The organism is Pseudomonas sp. JR33AA, from assembly GCF_021378985.1.
Lineage (GTDB): Bacteria > Pseudomonadota > Gammaproteobacteria > Pseudomonadales > Pseudomonadaceae > Aquipseudomonas > Aquipseudomonas alloputida.
This window is the reverse complement of sequence record NZ_JAJSAW010000006.1, coordinates 148,869-170,441: the sequence shown is the minus strand read 5'-3', so window position 1 is coordinate 170,441 and position 21,573 is coordinate 148,869. Positions and strand designations below refer to the sequence as shown.

Sequence of the window (21,573 nt, the reverse complement as noted above, 5' to 3'; positions counted from 1 at the left end):
TCCATTCTCGCCAAGCCACCGCACTTTTTCCCATTTTCGGGCTCTATGCTTGGCCAGGCCGCGCTGACTCCCAGCGCAGCCGCCGAATATCGACCCGGTGCCGATGGTTGCAAGCTACCCGAATTTCTTCCCCCGCCTGCTACTGACAGGTGCCCTGGCATGCCTGTGCGCCTGCACGCAGCAGCAGGGCCGTGACATGGTCAACCAGCTCGGCAACGGCAAACCCAGCGAGCTGTTCCAGACCAGCGTCGACCGCCTGGCCACGCTGTCGATGCGCGACAACCTGCAAAGCCTGTACCTGCTGATGAACAAGCTGTACCTGCGCAACCCCAACCAGTGGAAGATGTCTGGCTACCTTGACGCCGCCACCGCCGAGCGACAGATCCGCATCGCCATCGAACAGCGCCTGCCGCTGCCGCAACTGGGCAACCGCCGTGACCTGGCGGCATTGAGCTACGCCCTGAGCCCCGAGTTTCGCGGGGACCGGGTCGGCGCCTTCATCTATGCCATTGGCAGCATGCTGATCACCGCGCATGGCGGGCGTACCGAGTTCTACATGACCGATACCATCGACCCTCTGTTCGTCAACAACGCCGCGCGCAATATCGAGAAGGCAACATGGATGCTCAGCCAGCGGCAAGATGCCAATGGGGTGTTGCTGCTGTTCTCGAACGAGATTTCGGAGGAGGGCAGCAACCTGAGTTTTGCCGTTGAGTTCGGCAAGATCGTCGCGCGGCTGGACTTGCTGGCCGAGTTGCTGGATGAGCGTTATCGGCGCATAGGCTTGAATTACGCGCAAAGCCTGTTGCTGATGAACTTCCTGCCGGTGCAGTGAATGACGGTCGTTGCAGGCGGCGCTTGGGGCGCCGCCCTGTGCAAGCCACAAGTAGCGAAATAACGTTCGATAATCGAACACTCACGACGCCGCAGCTGTCCGCTATCCGCCCAGCCAATCCCATCGTTGCATTGCCCAACCCCGGCCTTTTTGCTGTAGTGTCCCCATCCGCCGGCTGTCGCCTACCTCCGTGAAGCGCAGCCAGCCCGATAGAATGACCGTGATGACCGCAACCACAGCCCACAAGGCGGTAGGGCGCGGCGACCAGAACAATAACGATACCGAGTGCCTTGCCTATGGAAAGCCGCCTGCTGAGCGAGCGCAGTAGCGTGTTTCACCACGCCGACCCTTACGCTGTGTCCGATTATGTGAACCAGCATGTAGGCCAGCATTGCATCGGTCTGTCCCGTACCACCCACCCCCAGGCCAGCCTCAGCCATCGCAAGTTCGCCGAGCTCGACCTGTGCCGTATCAGCTATGGCGGCAGTGTTCGCGTGACGTCGCCCGCGCTGGAAACCATCTACCACCTGCAGGTGTTGCTCAATGGCAACTGCCTGTGGCGCGGACACAAGCGCGAGCAGCACCTGGTGCCGGGCGAACTGCTGCTGATCAACCCGGACGACCCGGTTGACCTGACTTACTCGGAAGACTGCGAGAAGTTCATCCTCAAGGTGCCGACCCGGCTGCTGGACTCGATCTGCGATGAACAGCGCTGGCAGCGGCCTGATGGGGGCGTGCGGTTCTTGCGCAATCATTACCGGCTGGATGAACTGGATGGCTTCGTCAACCTGCTGGCCATGGTTTGTCATGAGGCGGAAGTGAGCGATTCGCTGCCAAGAGTGCAGGGCCATTACAGCCAGATTGTCGCCAGCAAGCTGCTGACCCTGATGAGCACCAATATCCGCCGCGAGAGCCTCAGTGCCCCGCAGGCCGGGCTAGAGCGCATTCTTGATTACATCGAACGCAACCTGAAACTGGAATTGTCGGCTGAAGTGCTGGCAGAGCAGGCTTGCATGAGTTTGCGTTCGCTGTATGCGCTGTTTGAACAGCACCTTGGCACCACGCCCAAACATTACGTGCGCCAGCGCAAGCTTGAGCGCGTGCATGCGTGCCTGAATGACCCGACTTGCGGTGTGCGCAGTGTGACGGAGCTGGCCCTGGATTATGGCTTCCTGCATCTAGGGCGTTTTTCCGAGGTGTATCGGCAGCAGTTTGGTGAGCTGCCTTCGCAGACGCTCAAGCGGCGTGCATGACGCGCGTTGCCGTGGTCACCTGATATTTCTGCCAGTTGTTTACATTTTATGCACAAGCCACCCTTAGCTTCATCTCGGGTAGAAGGTGGCAATCATGTCGACTTCATTGCAGTACACCATTTATGGGCATGACGGATGCGATCAATACGCATCAGTGTTGCGCTTCAACGGACAGAGAAAAGAATACGCCACAGGGCACTACCTGCTGGGGAACGGATACCGTGCGTTCAATCCCGTTTTGATGAGATTCCACAGCCCTGACAGTTTGAGCCCAATGGGTGCTGGAGGATTAAATTGCTATGCCTACTGTGCTGGGGATCCCATTAACAATGTGGACCCGACTGGGCACATGCTTAAATCAATACTCAATCGGCCAGCGCGCCGCGCACAGGCACCAAAACCTTTCAACGTCCCTGTATCTGATGCGCAACGTGATTTCAATCAGCTCATGTCTTCCAGGCTGCAAGAGCATGGGAAGCTCGTTCAGGAACGTCGCGTGAATAATTTTGAGCACTCAGGTCGCTTTACGGCGAACGGTATGGGGCGCGAAATCGAACGGATATCTCAGGCTGACAACTGGTCCCAGCAGGAGCACAATCTAGTTGAAGTCTACAACTTGAACCTGCATAGAAATTTCGACAAATTAGATTCAACTGATAGGGGGGTTTTGAAAATCACCACTTCACTCATGAAGAAAATTTCCGTTAACTTGCCCGCAAAGGCAGAAAAAGAGACGAAAGTGCACTGGAAACTGAATGAAGACGGAAAGCACGTCCGTGTAACAACTGGATAGCACTCTGCACAATCCGGATAGTCCCCCGCCAGCCGTCTCCCTAACCTGACCAGGTCTAAACAATAACAAGGGAGACCCTGGCCATGTCCCTGGGATTCGACTACCTCAATGCCATGCTCGAGGACGACCGTGAAAAGGGTATCTACCGCTGCAAGCGGGAGATGTTCACCGACCCACGGCTGTTCGACCTGGAGATGAAACACATCTTCGAGGGCAACTGGATCTACCTGGCCCACGAAAGCCAGATCCCCGAGAAGAATGACTTCCTCACCCTGACCATGGGGCGCCAGCCGATTTTTATCGCGCGCAACAAGGACGGTGAGCTCAATGCCTTCCTCAACGCCTGCAGCCACCGTGGTGCCATGCTGTGCCGGCACAAGCGCGGCAACCGCTCCAGCTACACCTGCCCGTTCCACGGCTGGACGTTCAACAACAGCGGCAAGCTGCTGAAGGTGAAAGACCCCAGCAACGCCGGCTACCCCGACAGTTTCAACTGCGACGGCTCTCACGACCTGACCAAGGTGGCACGCTTCGAGTCGTACCGGGGCTTTTTGTTCGGCAGCCTGAACGCCGACGTGAAGCCGCTGCTCGAGCACCTGGGCGAGTCGGCGAAGATCATCGACATGATCGTCGACCAGTCACCTGAAGGTTTGGAAGTGCTGCGCGGTGCCAGCTCGTACATCTACGAAGGCAACTGGAAGCTCACCGCCGAAAACGGCGCTGACGGCTACCACGTGAGCTCCGTGCACTGGAACTACGCCGCCACCCAGAACCAGCGCAAGCAGCGCGAGGCGGGTGACGAGATCAAGACCATGAGTGCTGGCGCATGGGCCAAGCAGGGCGGCGGCTTTTACTCCTTCGACCACGGCCACCTGCTGCTGTGGACCCGGTGGGCCAACCCGGAAGACCGCCCGGCCTACGAGCGCCGCGACCAACTGGCGGCCGACTTCGGCCAGGCCCGTGCCGACTGGATGATCGAAAATTCGCGCAACCTGTGCCTGTACCCCAACGTGTACCTGATGGACCAGTTCAGCTCGCAGATCCGCGTCGCCCGGCCGATTTCGGTGAACAAGACCGAAATCACCATCTACTGCATCGCGCCGAAAGGCGAGAGCGCCGATGCCCGCGCCAAGCGTATCCGCCAGTACGAAGACTTCTTCAACGTCAGCGGCATGGCCACCCCGGACGACCTGGAAGAATTCCGCTCGTGCCAGACCGGCTATGGTGGAGGCACCGGCTGGAACGACATGTCCCGCGGCGCGAAACACTGGGTTGAAGGCGCCGATGAGGCGGCCAAGGAGATTGAACTCCAACCCCTGCTGTCTGGCGTACGCACCGAGGACGAAGGACTGTTCGTGCTGCAGCACAAGTACTGGCAGGACACCATGATCCAGGCCCTCAAGGACGAACAGCAGCTGATCCCCGTGGAGGCCGTGCAATGAGCCTGTATGAAACCGTGCGCGACTTCCTGTACCGCGAAGCGCGCTACCTGGACGACGCCCAGTGGGACCAGTGGCTGGAATTGTATGCCAGCGATGCCAGCTTCTGGATGCCGAGCTGGGACGATGACGACACCCTCACCGAAGACCCACAAAGCGAAATCTCGCTGATCTGGTACGGCAACCGTGGCGGCCTGGAAGACCGCGTGTTCCGCATCAAGACCGAGCGCTCCAGTGCGACCGTGCCCGACACCCGCACTTCGCACAACATCAGCAACATCGAGATCGTCGAGCAGGGCGAGGGCAGCTGCCAGGTGCGCTTCAACTGGCACACCCTGAGCTTCCGCTACAAGACCACCGACAGTTACTTCGGCACCAGCTTCTACACCCTTGACCTGCGCGGCGAGCAGCCGCTGATCAAGGCCAAGAAGGTGGTGCTGAAGAACGACTACGTGCGCCAGGTCATCGACATCTACCACATCTGATACAGGGTTTTGCGAGCATTGCCCGGTGCGTCTGGTGACGCGCCGTGGCCCGGCTCGCCCGCGAGGTGCAACATGAGCTACCAGATCGCACTGAATTTCGAAGACGGGGTTACCCGCTTCATTGAAGCCACCGGTCAGGAAACCGTGGCCGACGCCGCTTACCGCCAGGGCATAAACATTCCGCTGGACTGCCGTGACGGCGCTTGCGGTACCTGCAAGTGCAAGGCTGAGTCCGGTCGTTATGACCTTGGCGACAACTTCATCGAAGACGCCTTGAGCGAAGATGAAATCGCCGAAGGCTACGTGCTGACGTGCCAGATGCGCGCCGAAAGCGACTGCGTCATCCGCATCCCGGCTTCGTCGCAGCTGTGCAAGACCGAGCAGGCCAGTTTCGAGGCCGCCATCAGCGATGTGCGTCAGCTGTCGGTCAGCACCATCGCCCTGTCGATCAAGGGTGAGGCCCTTAGCCGTCTGGCCTTCCTGCCGGGGCAGTATGTCAACCTCAAGGTGCCGGGCAGTGAGCAGAGCCGGGCCTACTCGTTCAGCTCGCTGCAGAAGGACGGTGAAGTCAGCTTCCTCATCCGCAACGTACCGGGTGGGCTGATGAGCAGCTTCCTGACCAACCTTGCCAAAGCCGGCGACAGCCTGAGCCTGGCCGGGCCGTTGGGCAGCTTCTACCTGCGGCCGATCCAGCGCCCGCTGTTGCTGCTGGCCGGTGGTACCGGCCTGGCACCGTTCACCGCGATGCTGGAGAAGATCGCCGAGCAGGGCAGTGAACACCCGCTGCACCTGATCTACGGCGTGACCAACGACTTCGACCTGGTCGAGCTCGACCGCCTGCAAGCGTTGGCAGCACGCATCCCCAACTTCACCTACAGCGCCTGCGTGGCCAACCCGGACAGCCAGTACCCGCAAAAGGGCTATGTCACCCAGCACATCGAGCCACACCACCTTAATGACGGCGACGTGGATGTGTACCTGTGCGGGCCACCCCCCATGGTGGAAGCGGTCAGCCAGTACGTGCGCGAACAGGGCATTACCCCGGCCAACTTCTACTACGAGAAGTTCGCAGCGGCGGCCTGATTCCTTTCATTTCAAACATGACACCGCCCCTGTAGGAGCGGGTTCACCCGCGAAGAGGCCGGCCGGTACAGCAGCGTTGTCTTGTCGGACGCATTCGCGGGTAAACCCGCTCCCACAGGGAGCACGGGAAGGCGGAGATTTGCATATGAACAACAGATTCCAAGGCAAGGTCGCCCTGGTCACCGGTGCCGCCCAGGGCATCGGCCGGGGCGTGTGCTGGCGGCTCAAGGCCGAAGGTGCGCAAGTGGTGGCCGTAGACCGTTCCGAACTGGTCCACGAGCTGGCTGGCGAAGGCATGCTTACCCTCACCGCCGACCTGGAACAACACGCCGACTGCGCCCAGGTCATGGCCCGCGCGGTGGAAACCTTTGGCCGCCTCGACATTCTGGTCAACAACGTCGGCGGCACCATTTGGGCCAAGCCCTTCGAGCACTACGATGTCGAGCAGATCGAGGCCGAAGTACGCCGTTCGCTGTTCCCGACACTGTGGTGCTGCCATGCGGCGCTGCCGTACATGCTTGAACGCAGCAGCGGCGTCATCGTCAACGTCTCTTCCATCGCCACCCGCGGCGTCAACCGTGTGCCCTATGGCGCGGCCAAAGGCGGCGTCAATGCGCTGACCGCCTGCCTGGCCTTCGAAACGGCTGGCCGCGGGATCCGTGTCAACGCCACCGCGCCGGGTGGCACCGAAGCGCCGCCCCGGCGTGTACCGCGCAACAGTGCAGAGCAAACCGAGCAGGAAAAGCGCTGGTACCAGCAGATCGTCGACCAGACCCTGGACAGCAGCCTGATGCACCGCTACGGCAGCATCGACGAGCAGGTGGGGGCCATTCTGTTCCTCGCCTCCGACGAAGCCTCGTACATCACCGGTGTGACCCTTCCGGTAGGGGGCGGCGACCTCGGCTGAAACGCAACCTCAAGGCAAAAGCTTTCTTCCAAAACAAAAAAAAGAGCGACAGATGCCATGCGAACCCTTGACGTACACCCGATTATCGACAAAGCGCGCTTTACCCCGTTTCACTGGATGGTCATGGCCTGGTGCGGCCTGCTGCTGATCTTCGATGGCTATGACCTGTTCATCTACGGTGTGGTACTGCCGGTCATCATGAAAGAGTGGGGCCTGACCCCGTTGCAGGCCGGAGCACTGGGCAGCTATGCGCTGTTCGGCATGATGTTCGGCGCCCTGGCCTTCGGCAGCCTGGCCGACCGCATCGGGCGCAAGAAGGGCATTGCCATCTGTTTCGCCTTGTTCTCGGGGGCGACCATCCTCAATGGCTTTGCCAGCAGCCCGAGCGAGTTTGGCATCTACCGCTTCATCGCCGGCCTGGGCTGTGGTGGCCTGATGCCCAACGCCGTGGCACTGATGAACGAATACGCGCCCAAACGCCTGCGCAGCACGCTGGTGGCGATCATGTTCAGTGGTTATTCGCTGGGCGGCATGCTTTCGGCAGGTGTCGGCATTTTCATGTTGCCGCGTTTTGGCTGGGAGTCGATGTTCTTCGCCGCAGCGGTCCCGCTGCTGCTGTTACCGGTGATTCTTTACTACCTGCCTGAATCCATCGGTTTTCTGGTGCGCCAAGGCCGTATCGAGGAAGCACGCACGCTGCTCAAACGGCTGGACCCGGACTGCGACGTCCAGGCCGATGACGTGCTTCAGGCGACCGACCGCAAGGGCAGCGGCGCTTCGGTGCTGGAACTGTTCCGCAATGGCCTGGCGATTCGCACCCTGGCGCTGTGGGTTGCGTTCTTCTGCTGCCTGCTGATGGTCTACGCACTGAGTTCCTGGCTGCCAAAGCTGATGGCCAACGCCGGCTACAGCCTGGGCTCAAGCCTGTCATTCCTGCTGGCACTGAACTTTGGCGGCATGGCCGGGGCGATCCTCGGCGGCTGGCTGGGCGACCGCTACAACCTGGTCAAGGTCAAGGTGGCGTTCTTTATTGCCGCCGCACTGTCGATCAGCCTGCTGGGGGTGAACAGCCCGATGCCGGTGCTGTACCTGCTGATCTTCATAGCCGGCGCCACCACCATTGGTACGCAGATTCTGCTGTATGCCGGCGCTGCGCAGATGTACGGCCTGTCGGTGCGCTCTACCGGCCTGGGCTGGGCCTCGGGCATCGGCCGCAACGGCGCCATCGTCGGCCCGCTGCTGGGCGGTGCGCTGATGGGCATCAACCTGCCACTTCAACTCAACTTCATCGCCTTCGCCATCCCTGGCGCCATCGCCGCGCTGGCCATGGCCGTGCACCTGGCCAGTGGTCGGCGCCACGCCCAGACCCTGGCGGCGCAGGCCTGAACCGAACAGAACAAGACGAGGTAACCCACATGACCGTGAAAATTTCCCACACCGCCGAGGTACAGCAGTTCTTCGAGGAGGCCGCAGGCTTTGGTAATACTGCCGGCAACCCACGCCTCAAACGCATCGTGCAGCGGCTGCTGCAGGATACCGCGCGGCTGATCGAAGACCTGGACATCAGCGAAGACGAGTTCTGGCACGCCGTCGACTACCTCAACCGCCTGGGGGGGCGCGGCGAAGCCGGGCTGCTGGTGGCGGGGCTGGGCATCGAACACTTCCTCGACCTGCTGCAGGATGCCAAGGACCAGGAGGCAGGGCGGGTTGGCGGTACTCCACGCACCATCGAAGGCCCGTTGTACGTGGCTGGCGCACCAATTGCCCAAGGTGAAGTGCGCATGGACGACGGCAGCGAGGAGGGCGTCGCCACGGTGATGTTCCTGGAAGGCCAGGTGCTGGACCCGCACGGACGCCCGCTGCCGGGTGCCACGGTCGACCTGTGGCATGCCAATACCCGTGGTACCTATTCGTTCTTCGACCAAAGCCAGTCGGCGTACAACCTGCGTCGGCGCATCGTTACCGATGCCCAGGGGCGCTACCGCGCGCGCTCCATCGTGCCGTCGGGCTATGGCTGCGACCCGCAGGGGCCAACCCAGGAATGCCTGGACCTGCTGGGCCGTCATGGCCAGCGCCCGGCGCATGTGCACTTTTTTATCTCGGCGCCAGGGTATCGACACCTGACCACGCAGATAAACCTGTCGGGGGACAAGTACCTGTGGGATGACTTTGCCTATGCCACACGGGACGGGTTGGTCGGGGAGGTGGTGTTCATCGAAGGGCCGGATGGTCGGCATGCCGAGTTGAAGTTCGACTTCCAGTTGCAGCAGGCCCAGGGCGGTGCGGATGAGCAACGCAGCGGGCGGCCGCGGGCTTTGCAGGAGGCCTGACCCACCGAGTGGGTTGTTTCGCGGGCAAGCCCGCGAAACAGCCCACACCAAAAACAAGAGCCCGCCACAAAGGCCGGCCGCTGCCTTGCGAGAAGCTTCATGAAAACGCTGATCAAGGACTGCTCTGTATCGGCCATCGTCGCCGGCGGCATTGCCACGACGATCTCCTACGCCGGCCCGTTGGTGATCATTTTCCACGCCGCCGAAGCGGCCGGCCTGTCGCACCAGCAGTTGTCGTCCTGGGTCTGGGCCGTGTCCATGGGCAGTGCCGTGCTCGGTGCGCTGCTCAGCCTGCGCTACCGCGTGCCGGTGGTGATCGCCTGGTCGATCCCGGGGTCGGCCCTGTTGGTTACCGCCTTGCCGCAACTGGGCCTGCAGCAGGCCGTGGGTGCCTATCTGGTGGCCAACCTGGTCCTGTTGCTGATTGGCATCAGCGGGGCCTTCGACCGCATCATCGCGCGCCTGCCGGGTTCTATCGCTGCCGGTATGCAGGCCGGGATCCTGTTCAGCTTTGGCATCGAGGTGTTTCGCGCCTTGCCGGTGCAACCGCTGCTGGTACTGGCGATGTTCGTCACCTACGTGCTGATGCGTCGGGTGCAGCCGCGCTATGCAGTGGCTGCGGTGCTGGGGGTGGGCATGCTGGTGACTGTGGCCTGCGGTGCGTTGCGCAGCGAGGCACTGGTGCTGGAACTGGCTTCACCCCAGTGGATCACCCCCCAGTTCAGCCTGTCGGCGGTATTCAGCCTGGCGCTGCCGATGGTGCTGGTGGCGCTGACCGGGCAGTTCATGCCGGGTATGGCGGTACTGCGCAATGCTGGCTACGCCACGTCGGCCAGCCCACTGATCAGCGCCAGTGCCCTGGCTGGGGCGCTACTGGCGCCGTTCGGTTGCCACGGGCTGAACCTCGCGGCGGTTACCGCCAGCCTGTGCACCGGCCATGAAGCCCATGAAAACCCCCAACGACGCTATGTAGCGGCGGTGGCTGGCAGTGTGTTGTACCTGCTACTGGGCATTGCCGGGGCCACCTTGATGTCGCTGTTCGCCGCCTTTCCCGCCGTACTGATCGCTGCCCTGGCCGGTTTGGCCCTGTATGGCGCCATCAGCGAAGCCTTGGTCCGCAGCCTGGCAGAACCGGCCGAGCGCGACGCCGGCCTGTTCACCTTCCTGGTCACCGCGTCGGGGGTGGCTTTCCTGGGCCTGTCGGCGGCGTTCTGGGGGCTGCTGTTCGGCCTGCTGGCGCACGCGCTGCTGAGGCTGCGCCAACCCCGTGCCCGGGAGGTGCTGCGCCGTACCCCATGAACTGCCGTGTTTCCAACGCTTTACCCATAAAAACAAGATCAAGAGAGCTTCGGAATGAACCACACCCCTTGCGTTGCCCTGGGCCTGACATTGCTCAGCCAGCCACTGCTGGCTGACGAAGGCGGCTTCTTCGACGACTCGAAGGCCACCCTGAGTGCCCGTAACTACTACTTCAGCCGCGATTTTTCCGACATAGTCGGAGCCAACAAACAGTCCAAGGCCGAGGAGTGGGCCCAAGGTTTCATCCTCGACTTCAAAAGTGGCTACACCCCGGGCCCGGTCGGCTTTGGCGTGGACGCCCTGGGCTTGCTGGGGATCAAGCTGGACAGCAGTCCAAACCGTACCAACACCGGCCTGTTGCCGGTGCATGGCGACGGCCGTGCTGCCGATGAGTACAGCCGCCTGGCGCCGACCTTCAAGGCCCGGATATCAAAAACCGAACTGCGTGCAGGTGAACTGCAACCCAACCTGCCGGTGCTGACGTTCAGTGACATTCGCCTGTTGCCACCTACCTATCAGGGCGTGAGTTTGAGTTCTTCGGAAATCGACGGGCTGACCATGCAGGCCGGGCACTTGAAAAGCACCCACCTGCGCAACGAAGGTGGCGACGGCAAAATGAACGCGATGCTCGGCCATGTGCCGATGCGACAGGCCGAAAGCGACGCGTTCAACTATGTGGGTGGGGATTATGCGTTCAATGCCAACCAGAGCAGCGTCAGCCTTTGGTACGGTGAACTGGAGGACAACTACCAACAAGGCTTTGTTGGCCTGAAGCACAGCAAACCCGTCGGCGACTGGGTGCTCAGCGCCAACCTGGGTTATTTCACCGCACGTGAGGAAGGCGACGCGCTGCTGGGCAACATCGACAACCAGGCGTTCTTCTCGATGTTCACTGCGCGGCATGGCGGGCACAGCTTCCACGCAGGCTACCAGGGCATTTATGGCGACAGCCCGTTTCCACGGGTGTTCGCCAACATCTCGCCGCTGGGCAACGAGGTGCCGACCTATGAGTTTGCCTACACCGATGAACGCTCTTACCAGGTGCGCTACGACTACAACTTCGCCGCCATGGGCGTGCCGGGCCTGACAGCGACCGTGCGCTACATCACCGGCAACAATGTCGATACCGGGCTGGGGTACGAGGGGCGTGATCGCGAGCGTGATCTTGATATCGGCTATGCGGTGCAGAGCGGGGCGCTGAAAGGGTTGGGGATACGGGTGCGCAACGCCATGGCGCGCTCCAACTACCGCAGTGATATCGACGAGAACCGCCTGACGCTGGTGTACACATGGCAGCTGTTCTGAGTCATCCAGGAGAATTGCGCATCAGGGGTGGATAAGGGTAGCTTGCGCAAACGACGCTTTCAGGAACACCACCTTGGACTCCATCACCCAAGCCTTACTCGGCGCGGCCCTGCAAGGGACCGTGCTGGGGCGCATCCAGGGACGGCGCTCGCTGCTGTATGGTGCAGCACTGGGCACGTTGCCGGACCTGGATGTGATCATTCGCTATGCCGACCCGGTGTCGCAGATGACTTATCATCGCGGCTTCTCCCACTCGTTGTTCGTGCTCACCAGCCTGGCCTTGCTGTTGGCCTGGCTGGTCAACAGGCGCTGGCCTGGCAAGGGGTATACCTTGCCCCGGCTTTTTGTGGCGTTCTGGCTGGTATTGGTAACCCATCCGGTGCTCGACGCCTTCACGGTTTACGGCACGCAGTTGTTCTGGCCCCTGCACACCACCCCGCAAAGCTGGGCGGCGGTGTTCATTATCGACCCGGTCTACACCGTGCCGCTGCTGGCTGCGGTGATCTACACCCTCATGAAGGGCGTGACCCGCAGGGCTACCCGCCTGCTGACCATGGCCTTGGTGTTCAGTACCTGCTACCTGGGTTTCGGCCTGGCGGGGCGCATGGCTGCCGAGCAGCGCTTGCAGTCGGCACTGGACCAGCAAGGTATCGTCGTGAGCGAGGTGCGGGCTGTGCCGATGGCATTCAACAGCCTGGTCTGGCGGGTGCTGGCCAAGACCCCGGATGGCGATTACTACGAAGGCATCAGCAGCGTGCTCGACCAGCAACCACCCGAAATGCAACGCTTGTCGCGCCACCTGGAACTGGCGCAAGCACTGAAAAATGACCCTTTGCACCAGCGCTTGCGCTGGTTCACCGATGACTGGCTGCGTTATGACCAGATTGGCGACGCACTGGTGGTCACAGACCTGCGCATGGGGATCCCGGGCAATTACACCTTCCGTTTCAACATGGCTCACCGCGATCATCAAGGGCAGTGGATTGTCGGTGTACCGTCGCCGTGGCGAGGCAGCGGGCCTGGCTCACTGTTCAACGCTCAAGAGCTGGTGCTTATCAGGCGACGCATTGTCGACCAGCAGCCGCCACTGCCGCTGGCCAGCTGGACAGATCGCTACCTCGGGCAGACTGAAGCTGCAAGGCAGCCCCAATAGACCAGGAACCTTGCATTGCCTGAAAGTGCACCCATCTATGGCGGTTCGATCAGCGTCAGGAAAACACCATGGAACCCAACCGCTTCGGCGACATCGCCGCTTTCGTCAGTGCCGCCAAGGCCGGTAGCTTCACCGCTGCGGCTGCCAGCCTGGGCCTGACGCGTTCAGCGGTGGGCAAGAGCATCGTCCGCCTGGAAGCCCGCATGGCGGTGCGCCTGCTCAACCGCACTACACGCAAGCTGAGCCTGACCGATGAGGGCCTTGTGGCGTTCGAGCGTTGGCGGCAGATTCTGGATGACCTGGACGAGGTCGAAAGCACCATGGCCCAGCGCCGGGGCAAGCCTACTGGCACCCTACGCCTGACCGCGCCGCTGTCGCTCGGGCAGCGCCATGTATTGCCTATCCTCGACCAGTACCTCAAGCAATGGCCCGAACTGCGGGCGGATATCCGCTTCACCGACCGCTTCGTTGATCTGGTCGAAGAGGGCGTGGACGTCGCCGTGCGCATCGGTGCACCTAAGGAAGATTCGCAATTGCTGACGCGTACCGTCGCCTGGCAGCAGTTCGTGACCTGTGCATCGCCTGCGTATCTGGAAAAGCGCGGTGTACCGCAGGTACCCGGCGACCTCTATGGCCATGACAAGATCGCCTTCCTGGCGGGCGAGAAGGCCATGCCCTGGCGCTTTCACACTGAAGCGGGGCTGCACCTGTGCGAAGACCCCGGGCGGCTGAACATCGACAGTTCCGAGGCCATGCTCGACGGCGCCCGGGCCGGTTTCGGTCTGATTCACCTGCCTACCTATATCACCGGTGACGATCTGCGCGCTGGCAATCTGGTGGAAGTACTGCACGCCTACCGGCCCCCGGCAGACCCCATTCGCATCGTTTACCCAAGCAAGCGCCACCTGTCCCCTCGGGTACGCGGCTTCATCGACTTGTTGGTGGCCAGCTGGGAGCCGGGCGTGCCCTGGGAATACTGATTGGGGAATGCCAGGCCCCGATGCCGGGCCTGAAACTGGGTTTATCGCTGGCGGAGCAGCATGGAAACTGGCAGCCACTGATAATCCCTCTGGAGACCCCATGACTGCACTGTCCGTACTGGATCTGGTCATGATCGGCGAAGGCAAGACCTTCGCCGACGCGATCGAAGAATCCCGCCAGCTGGCCCGGCATGTCGAGCAGCAGCACTACAGCCGCTACTGGATCGCCGAGCACCATGACATGCCGGGCATTGGTTCGGCTGCCACTTCGTTGGTGATCAACGAAATCGCCAATGCCACCCAACACATTCGGGTAGGTGCCGGCGGCATCATGTTGCCCAACCATGCGCCGTTGGTGGTGGCCGAACAGTTTGGCACCCTCGATACGTTGCACCCGGGCCGTATAGACCTGGGCCTGGGCCGTGCGCCAGGCACATCCGGGCCGACCGTGCGGGCATTGCGCGGAGCCGCGCCAGAGCGTGATTTCAGCCAGGACATCGCCGAGCTGCGTGATTACCTGGCAGACAACGGCAAACGCAGGGTGCGCGGCGTACCGGGCGCACACGATGTACCGGTGTGGATCCTCGGCTCCAGTTTGTTCGGTGCTGACCTGGCGGCGAAGCTGGGCCTGCCTTATGCCTTCGCCTCGCACTTTGCCCCGCGTTACCTGCTGCAGGCCATTGCCCATTACCGCGCCAACTTCCAGCCTTCCGCGCAACTGGCCAAACCGTATGTGATGGTGGGCGTGAACCTGTTCGCCGCTGCCAGCGATGCTGAGGCGGACTACCTGGCCAGTTCTCACCGCAAGTGGATGCTGGACCTGCATGTCGGGCGCTTTGGCTTGCTGCCCAGGCCGCAAGAGGGTTACATCGAACGCTTGCCGGACCACGAACGCGCAGTGCTTGAGCAGGTGATGGCCTGCACCGTAGCCGGAGGACCTGAACGGGTGCAGGAAGGGCTGCGCTCACTGATCGAGCAGACTGGGGCGGACGAGCTGATGATCGACTGTCGCATCCATGACCCGCTGGCGCGGCAGCGGTCACATGCCTATGCCGCGCAGGCGCTGGCTGAACTGGGCTAACACGAAAAAAACGGGCGCCCCCATGAGCGCCCGTTTTTACATCAAGCCTGCTTCAGGAACGGATAATCCGTATACCCTTCAGGCCCATTGGCGTAATCGAACTTCGCCCGGTGCTCATTCAACGGCGCCTGCAGCCGCAGACGCTCCACCAGGTCGGGGTTTGCAATGTAGGCGCGCCCGAACGCCACGGCATCGATCAAACCCCGACCGATGAGGTCTTCGCCTTTCTCGGCGGTGTAGGCACCCGCCGCGATGATCACCCCGGGGTAGGCGGCGCGAATTGCCTGGCGGAACTCGTCACGCAGTGGCTTGCCACCGGCCCAGTCCGGCTCGGACAGGTGCAGGTAGGCGAGGTTGCGCTTGGCCAGTTCGCCGATCAGGTACAGGCCGGCGGCTTCCTGGTCTTCGCCATTGTCCACACCATTGAAACCACCCAACGGGAACACGCGAATACCGATTCGGTCGGCGCTCCAGTTGGCAATGGCCGCGTCCACCGCCTCCAGCACGATGCGCGCACGGTTTTCCACGCTGCCGCCGTAGCGGTCTTCACGCTGGTTGGCACTTGGGGTGAGGAACTGGTGCAGCAGGTAACCGTGGGCGGCGTGCAACTCGATGAAGTCGAAGCCGGCTTCACAGGCGTTGATCGCGGCCCGGCCAAAGTCGGCGACGATGTCGGCAATCTCCGCTTCGCTGAGCGCCCGGGGTGCGGAGGTTTCCACGCGCGTCAGGTTGCCTTGCGCGTCACGCAGGGTGGTGCGTGCATCCGCTGGCAGTGCCGAAGGGGCCACGGGCGCCTCGCCACCAGGTTGCAGCGAGGTATGCGACACCCGCCCGGTGTGCCACACCTGCACGGCGCTGTGGCCGCCATCGGCATGGATGCCTTCGTTGATGTGCTTCCAGGCAGCGATCTGTTCGGCGCTGTGAATGCCGGGCGAGCCAGAATAGCCCTTGGCCTGGAAGGAGATTTGCGTGGCTTCAGTGATGATCAGGCCAGCACTGGCGCGCTGACGGTAGTACTCGGCCATCAGCGCGGTGGGTACGTCACCCGGCTCCAGGCTGCGCAGGCGGGTGAGGGGAGCCATGAATACGCGGTTGGCCAGGGTGATTGGGCCGATTTGCAGCGGTTGCAAGAGTTTCATTGCAGCTCCAGAGGTGGAAAACCAATGGTGCGCACGATACCGAGGTGATTGGGGAAAGGGGGGACCGGGAGCCCGGCTCAGGGCTCCCCAATGCGTCAGCTACGTGCCAGCCGGCCACTTACATAATGCGCCACGTCATTGAAGCCCGGCGTGGACGCATGCCCCGGCGTCACCAATGAGTCGATGAAGGTTTCGTCCTCGGCCGTGATCTTCACGGCCAATGCACCGCCATAGGTATCCCACTGCTCCTCGGTCCGCGGCCCGACAATCGCCGAACTGACCCATTGGTTATTCAACACCCAGGCAATGGCGAACTCGACAATACCCACCCCCTTGGCCTCTGCATACGCCTGAATCTGCCGGGCAATGGTCAGCGACTCCTGGCGCCATTCCACTTCCATGATGCGTTTGTCCTGCCGCCCTGCGCGGCTACCGGCGTCCGGCACCGCGCCCGGCGCATACTTGCCACTGAGCACGCCTCGGGCCAGCGGGCTGAAGGGTACTATGCCCAGACCATGGGCGGCGGCGGCGGTGAGCTGTTCGGGCTCGGCCTGGCGGTTGACGATGTTGTACAGCGGTTGGCTGACTACCGGCCTGGGCACGCCAAGGCGCTCGGCGACATTACAGACCTCGGCAATGCGCCAGCCACGGAAATTGGAAACCCCCCAGTAGCGGATCTTGCCCTGGCGCAACACGTCGCCAATGGCCTGCACGGTCTCCTCCAGCGGTACCTTGTGGTCTTCGCGGTGCAGGTAGTAGATGTCAAGGTAGTCCATGCCCATGCGGGTCAGCGTGGCCTCCACGGCATTGAAGATGTGCTTGCGCGACAACCCGCTGCGGTTAGGCAGGCCGTCGGCCGGGCCGAAGCCGACCTTGCTGGCGACGACCCAGTCATGGCGGTGGCGTGCCACGGCTTCACCGACGATTTCTTCCGAGCGCCCGGCATTGTACACGTCGGCGGTGTCGATGAAGTTGACGCCTTGGTCCCAGGCCTTGTCGATGATGCGCAGGGCATCCTCGGTACTGGTCTGCTCGCCGAACATCATGCTGCCCAGGGTAAGGGCGGAAACCTGCAGGCCACTGTGGCCGAGAGGGCGGTAGATCATGCGCGTGGGTCCTTATGCAGTCGGCTGTCCTCCCTGTTTTACACACAACCGGGATGCATTGAAAGGCGCCCATCAGCCAATGAGCGCCAACGCCTCCTGCAGGCTCAATGGGCGCTTCAGGCGTTGTGACAGCGTTGCCATGGCATCGGAGTAACCCTTGGCGATAACGGCCTCGACGCGTTCATCCACACACTGCAGGGCAACGAAATCGCCTTTTTCCGGCGCGCCGACGAATTCGATCCGGTTCCAGTCCCTGGCATGGCCTAGCACTTCATAGGTGCGGCCATGCTGGTAGGTCCAGAAGAACGGGACATCGGCATATCGGCGCTGTTCGCCAAGCATGTTGGCGGCGGCGATAACCCCGTGCTGCTGGGCCAGGCGCCAGTGCTCGATGCGCACCGGGCGCCCCGTGAGCGGGAATGTGGCGATATCACCTGCGGCCCACAAACCGTCTGCTGCGCGCATTTCTGCGTCGACCCTTACCGATTTGTCTTCGCCAAGCGGCACGCCTTGAAGGAAAGCGGTGGCGGGCTTTACCCCGGTGCCGAGCAGCACCAAGGGGGTCTGCAGCCGTTCACCATTGGCCAGTTGCACCGCTTCGACCTTGTCCTGGCCTTCGATCCGCTCGACCTCGGTGGGGCCGTGGAAGGTGATCCCTTTTCGTTCATGCAGCTCGCGAATGCAGCGCCCGATCCGCTCGCCCAACTGTCGGGCCAGAGGGACTTCGTGGCGCGTGACCACGTGTACCTGCAAGCCATACTTGTGCAATGCCGAGGCTGCCTCCAGGCCGATGAAGCCGTCACCGACGATAACCACAGGTTGGCCAGGCTCGGCTGCATCGATCAACTGTGCAGCATCTTCCAGTGAGCGGAGGGTGAACACCCCGGGCAGGTCGGCGCCGGGAATGTCTGGGCACAGTGCTTTACCGCCGGTTGCCAGCAGGCAGGCGTCGTAATCGATCTGCTGACCATCGGCGAGGGTGACCTGGCGCTTCTGGCTGTTCAGGGTGCGCACCTTGCCGTACTTGCGCTCCAGCTGACCCTTGCGCAGGGCGCCGGCTTCGAGCAGTGCGGGGACCTCATCGGGCGGCATCTGCCCGGCAATCACGAATTTGCTCAGTGCTGTGCGATCGTAGGCCGGCTGGCGCTCCTGATCGATCCATACCAGCCGGCCCGCGAAGCCATGAGCCAGCAGGGTGGCAATGGCGGCGCTGCCGGCGGCACCAGCGCCGACCACCACGAAACAGCGGGCATCGCTGTGCCTGGGCGGTTCGGTTGCCGGCAGGGGCTGGTCATCGACCCAGATTTCATCGCCCTTGATCCACGCCTTGTAGCGGCGTAGGTCGGCGAGTGCAGGCGGCTCACAGACCACGCCGTCGTCAACGGCGAACGCCGCTTTGTGCCATGGGCAGACCAGCAGGCCCCCGCAGACGACGCCCTCGTCGAGTGGCGCCCCGGCATGGGGGCAGTTGCCCTGAAAAGCGTGTACCTGCTTTCCTTGGCGGACGAGAATGAGTTCTTCGCTACCGGCCTGCACGCGCAGGGGGCGGTGTTCGTCGAGCTGGGGCAAGCGTGCCACGGCGTGCTGGGTCATGGGGGCTTCTCCAAAAGGGCCATTGGAACCATTTGACGCCTGGGGCGGGGAGGGGATGCGTTGAGCTGACGATCGGTGGAAGGGTGTGGATTTCGTGTGGCTTGGGTGGGTCTCCTTGCAGGTTTGCCCCCTCCCACAGGCTTGAAAACGTGTGGGAGGGGGCAGCCTGCGAACGACTCAACTCGTCCGTGCAGTACTCAGCGAACCCGCTCGCGTTACACGCAAGGCCACCAGGCTACCCAATACGATCAACGCCGCGAGCGAATACAATGCGGCATCGGTTGAACCGGTCTGGTCCTTGATGAACCCGACCAGGTACGGGCTGAGGAACCCTGCCATCTGGCCTACCGAGTTGATGATCGCCAGACCTGCCACGGCGGCTCCGGCACTGAGCAGCGCGGTGGGCATTGGCCAGAACATCGGTAGGCCGGTCAGCGCGCCCATGGTGGCGATCGACAAGCCAACAATGGCAATGCTCGGGTTGCCGGCGAAGTTCACCGCTATCAGCAGGCCGACGGCGCCCATCAGCATTGGCACCACGAGGTGCCAGCGGCGCTCGTTGCGCAGGTCGGCCGAGCGCCCGCAAAGTATCATGAAAACGCCTGCCAGCAGGTACGGGATGGCGCTGAGCCAGCCGATCAGTAGCGGGTTGTCGAAGCCCATGCTCTTGATGATCGAGGGTAACCAGAAGTTGATCGCGTAAACGCCGCTCTGGATGCAGAAGTAGACGAAGCCGAAGGTCCAGATCAGCGGGTTGGTCAACACGGCCAGCACGCTGTCGCTGGTGGTGCTTGGTTTGCTTGCGGCATCGGCCTGCAGGTCGGCAGCGATCAGTTGACGTTCAGCCGGGCTCAGCCAGGCGGCTTTCTGGTAGCCGTCACTGAGCAGGAATACCGCCAGTACGCCCAAGGCCACGGTTGGCAGGCCCTGGATCAGGAACATCCACTGCCAGCCGGCCAGGCCGGCGGCAAAATGTTCGAGGATCCAGCCGGAAAACGGCCCGCCAAGCAGGCCCGATACCGGGATCGCCGACATGAAAAGGGCCATGATACGGCCGCGCCGGGCCGCCGGGAACCAGCGCGAGAGGTACAGCACCACACCCGGGAAGAAACCGGCTTCGGCAGCGCCGGTGAGCAGGCGCAGGGTGTAGAACTCGGTGGGGGTGGTGACGAACAGCAGGCAGGTGGACAGGCTACCCCACGCGATCATCATCAGCGCGATCCAACGCCGTGGGCCGAAGCGATTGAGGGCCAGGTTGCTTGGCAGGCCGCACAGTACGTAACCGATGAAGAAGATGCCGGCGCCAAGGCCGTACACCGTTTCGCTGAATTTCAGGGCGTCGAGCATCTGCAGCTTGGCAAAGCCGACGTTGACGCGGTCCAGGTAGTTGAACAGGTAGCAGATAAAAATGAACGGAATCAGCCGCAAGGTGATACGCCGGTACAGCGCGTTGCGGGTGGTGTCCGTGCCTTGGTCAGGGGCGGGGCTGTGTGCCATGATCGGGTTCTCTGTTGTTATGGTTTTCGCCGCGTCGCCTGTTCCGGCGCTCGCCCTGACGAGTCTCGGGGACTGCGGCTAGCCTGTCTTTGTGCTTTTGCACAGCGTTTGGCCCAGGCTGCTGTGCCCGAGCCCAAACGCCAAACGCCTAAAGGACCACGCAATGTTCGAACTCGACCATGACCTGGCGCAGGATATCGTTGACCGGGCAATGGCCATCTTGCCTTGCAACGTCAACGTCATGGACAGCCAGGGATTGATCCTGGGCAGTGGTGAGCCGGAGCGCATCAACACTCGTCACGAGGGCGCGCAGCTGGTCTTGGCCAATGGCCGGATCGTCGAGCTGGATAGCGACGCGGCCAAGTGCCTGAAGGGCGTGCAGCCCGGGGTGAACCTGCCATTGATGCTCGATGGGCGGCTGATGGGTGTGCTGGGCCTGACCGGCGACCCGCAGCAGGTGCGCACGTATGGCGAACTGGTGCGCATGACGGCCGAAATGCTGCTGGCCCAACGCAATCTACAGGCTGACCAGCAATGGCGAAGGCAGCGCTGCGACGACCTGCTGGCGCTATTGCTCGGCGGCAGCGGCAACTCCCCGCGCTTGCTGGACGAAGCCCGTCAGTTGGGCTTGAAACCTCAGCTACCGCGGATACCGTGCCTGTTCGAGATTACCGCGGGGCCACCTGCCGAGGCGCTGGCCGCATGGTTGATGAGCCGTTATCCGGACAGCTGGTGCGTCAGCCCGGCCCGCCAGTCGTTGCTGTGGTGCCGCCCGGCTGGCGTGGCCCTGGATGAACTGCGCCTGCTGGAACGCCTGCAACGCCACGGTTGGGACATTGAGCGACTGGCCCTGGGGAGTGCAGCGCAGAGCCTGGAGCAGTTACGCCGTGGTTACCGCCGGGTGCGTGACTTGCTGGCCTATGGCCGCGAGGTACTGCCCAGCGAACGATTGCTGAGCCTGCAGCGCTACCGGCTGCCGGCGCTGCTGTGGCGCCACCGTAATGACGACGCGCTGGACGAGCTGCTGGAGCCGTTGCAGCGCATTCGCGCCAAGGACAGCAGTGGCCAGTTACTCACCACCCTGCGTGCCTGGTGTGCACATGACGGCCAGAGCCAGTCCTGTGCCGATGCCCTGGGTATCCACCGCAACAGCCTGCGCTATCGACTGGAGCGGATAGCCGAGCTGGGTGAGGTCGACCCGCTGCGCCTGGAAGGCATGCTTAGCTTATATCTGGGATTACAACTGTTGCCAGCTGAGTGAAGAATTCACTGGCCGGTGATTGGGCCGGACCAGG

19 protein-coding genes are annotated in these 21,573 nt (G+C 62.4%); 15 read left to right on the top strand and 4 right to left on the bottom strand.

What is annotated here, in order from left to right; genetic code table 11:
- Positions 1-103 precede the first annotated feature (103 nt).
- From LVS58_RS12365 to LVS58_RS12300, 14 genes are all read left to right on the top strand, one after another.
- Positions 104-835, top strand: a complete 732-nt coding sequence (locus LVS58_RS12365; RefSeq protein ID WP_233691317.1) for a hypothetical protein — start codon at positions 104-106, stop codon at positions 833-835.
- A gap of 296 nt (positions 836-1,131) precedes the next feature.
- Complete coding sequence (gene benR / locus LVS58_RS12360) at positions 1,132-2,088, top strand: benABC operon transcriptional activator BenR (RefSeq protein ID WP_233691316.1); 957 nt, start codon at positions 1,132-1,134, stop codon at positions 2,086-2,088.
- A 94-nt stretch (positions 2,089-2,182) separates the two neighbouring features.
- Positions 2,183-2,881, top strand: a complete 699-nt coding sequence (locus tag LVS58_RS25290; protein WP_442796455.1) for an RHS repeat-associated core domain-containing protein — start codon at positions 2,183-2,185, stop codon at positions 2,879-2,881.
- 83 nt (positions 2,882-2,964) lie between these two features.
- Positions 2,965-4,323 (top strand): benzoate 1,2-dioxygenase large subunit, encoded by a 1,359-nt coding sequence (gene benA, locus LVS58_RS12350; RefSeq protein WP_233691315.1) that lies wholly within the window; start codon positions 2,965-2,967, stop codon positions 4,321-4,323.
- Complete coding sequence (benB, locus tag LVS58_RS12345) at positions 4,320-4,805, top strand: benzoate 1,2-dioxygenase small subunit (RefSeq protein ID WP_004374327.1); 486 nt, start codon at positions 4,320-4,322, stop codon at positions 4,803-4,805. The genes benA and benB overlap by 4 nt, the downstream gene beginning before the upstream one ends.
- Positions 4,806-4,877: 72 nt before the next feature.
- Positions 4,878-5,888 (top strand): benzoate 1,2-dioxygenase electron transfer component BenC, encoded by a 1,011-nt coding sequence (gene benC, locus LVS58_RS12340; RefSeq protein ID WP_233691314.1) that lies wholly within the window; start codon positions 4,878-4,880, stop codon positions 5,886-5,888.
- 145 nt (positions 5,889-6,033) lie between these two features.
- Positions 6,034-6,795 (top strand): 1,6-dihydroxycyclohexa-2,4-diene-1-carboxylate dehydrogenase, encoded by a 762-nt coding sequence (locus tag LVS58_RS12335; protein WP_233691313.1) that lies wholly within the window; start codon positions 6,034-6,036, stop codon positions 6,793-6,795.
- Between the two features lie 57 nt (positions 6,796-6,852).
- Entirely contained in the window at positions 6,853-8,181 is a 1,329-nt protein-coding gene (locus LVS58_RS12330; protein ID WP_233691312.1) for an MFS transporter, read from the top strand.
- A 29-nt stretch (positions 8,182-8,210) separates the two neighbouring features.
- Complete coding sequence (catA, locus tag LVS58_RS12325; RefSeq protein ID WP_233691311.1) at positions 8,211-9,125, top strand: catechol 1,2-dioxygenase; 915 nt, start codon at positions 8,211-8,213, stop codon at positions 9,123-9,125.
- A gap of 99 nt (positions 9,126-9,224) precedes the next feature.
- On the top strand, positions 9,225-10,424 hold the full coding sequence (locus LVS58_RS12320) for a benzoate/H(+) symporter BenE family transporter (RefSeq protein ID WP_233691310.1): 1,200 nt from the start codon (positions 9,225-9,227) through the stop codon (positions 10,422-10,424).
- A 54-nt stretch (positions 10,425-10,478) separates the two neighbouring features.
- A complete protein-coding gene (locus LVS58_RS12315; RefSeq protein WP_233691309.1) occupies positions 10,479-11,729 on the top strand; it encodes an OprD family porin in 1,251 nt (416 codons plus the stop codon).
- 73 nt (positions 11,730-11,802) lie between these two features.
- Complete coding sequence (locus LVS58_RS12310) at positions 11,803-12,882, top strand: metal-dependent hydrolase (RefSeq protein WP_233691308.1); 1,080 nt, start codon at positions 11,803-11,805, stop codon at positions 12,880-12,882.
- Between the two features lie 68 nt (positions 12,883-12,950).
- Positions 12,951-13,862 (top strand): LysR family transcriptional regulator, encoded by a 912-nt coding sequence (locus tag LVS58_RS12305; protein ID WP_233691307.1) that lies wholly within the window; start codon positions 12,951-12,953, stop codon positions 13,860-13,862.
- Positions 13,863-13,962: 100 nt separating this feature from the next.
- On the top strand, positions 13,963-14,943 hold the full coding sequence (locus tag LVS58_RS12300) for an LLM class flavin-dependent oxidoreductase (RefSeq protein ID WP_233691306.1): 981 nt from the start codon (positions 13,963-13,965) through the stop codon (positions 14,941-14,943).
- A gap of 41 nt (positions 14,944-14,984) precedes the next feature.
- Here the strand turns inward: LVS58_RS12300 and LVS58_RS12295 are convergent, their stop codons facing one another.
- The 4 genes from LVS58_RS12295 to LVS58_RS12280 form a co-directional block, all read right to left on the bottom strand.
- A complete protein-coding gene (locus LVS58_RS12295; protein ID WP_233691305.1) occupies positions 14,985-16,082 on the bottom strand; it encodes an alkene reductase in 1,098 nt (365 codons plus the stop codon).
- A gap of 95 nt (positions 16,083-16,177) precedes the next feature.
- A complete protein-coding gene (locus LVS58_RS12290) occupies positions 16,178-17,188 on the bottom strand; it encodes an aldo/keto reductase (RefSeq protein ID WP_233691304.1) in 1,011 nt (336 codons plus the stop codon).
- A gap of 72 nt (positions 17,189-17,260) precedes the next feature.
- A complete protein-coding gene (locus LVS58_RS12285) occupies positions 17,261-18,781 on the bottom strand; it encodes an FAD-dependent oxidoreductase (RefSeq protein ID WP_233691303.1) in 1,521 nt (506 codons plus the stop codon).
- A 177-nt stretch (positions 18,782-18,958) separates the two neighbouring features.
- The gene (locus tag LVS58_RS12280; RefSeq protein WP_233691302.1) at positions 18,959-20,278 is read right to left on the bottom strand and encodes an MFS transporter; all 1,320 of its coding nucleotides are present in this window, start codon (positions 20,276-20,278) and stop codon (positions 18,959-18,961) included.
- Positions 20,279-20,441: 163 nt separating this feature from the next.
- Here LVS58_RS12280 and LVS58_RS12275 point away from each other — a divergent pair, with 163 nt between their 5' ends.
- Positions 20,442-21,539: a sugar diacid recognition domain-containing protein gene (locus LVS58_RS12275; RefSeq protein ID WP_233691301.1), complete on the top strand. Its 1,098-nt coding sequence runs from the start codon at positions 20,442-20,444 to the stop codon at positions 21,537-21,539.
- Positions 21,540-21,573: the final 34 nt, after the last annotated feature.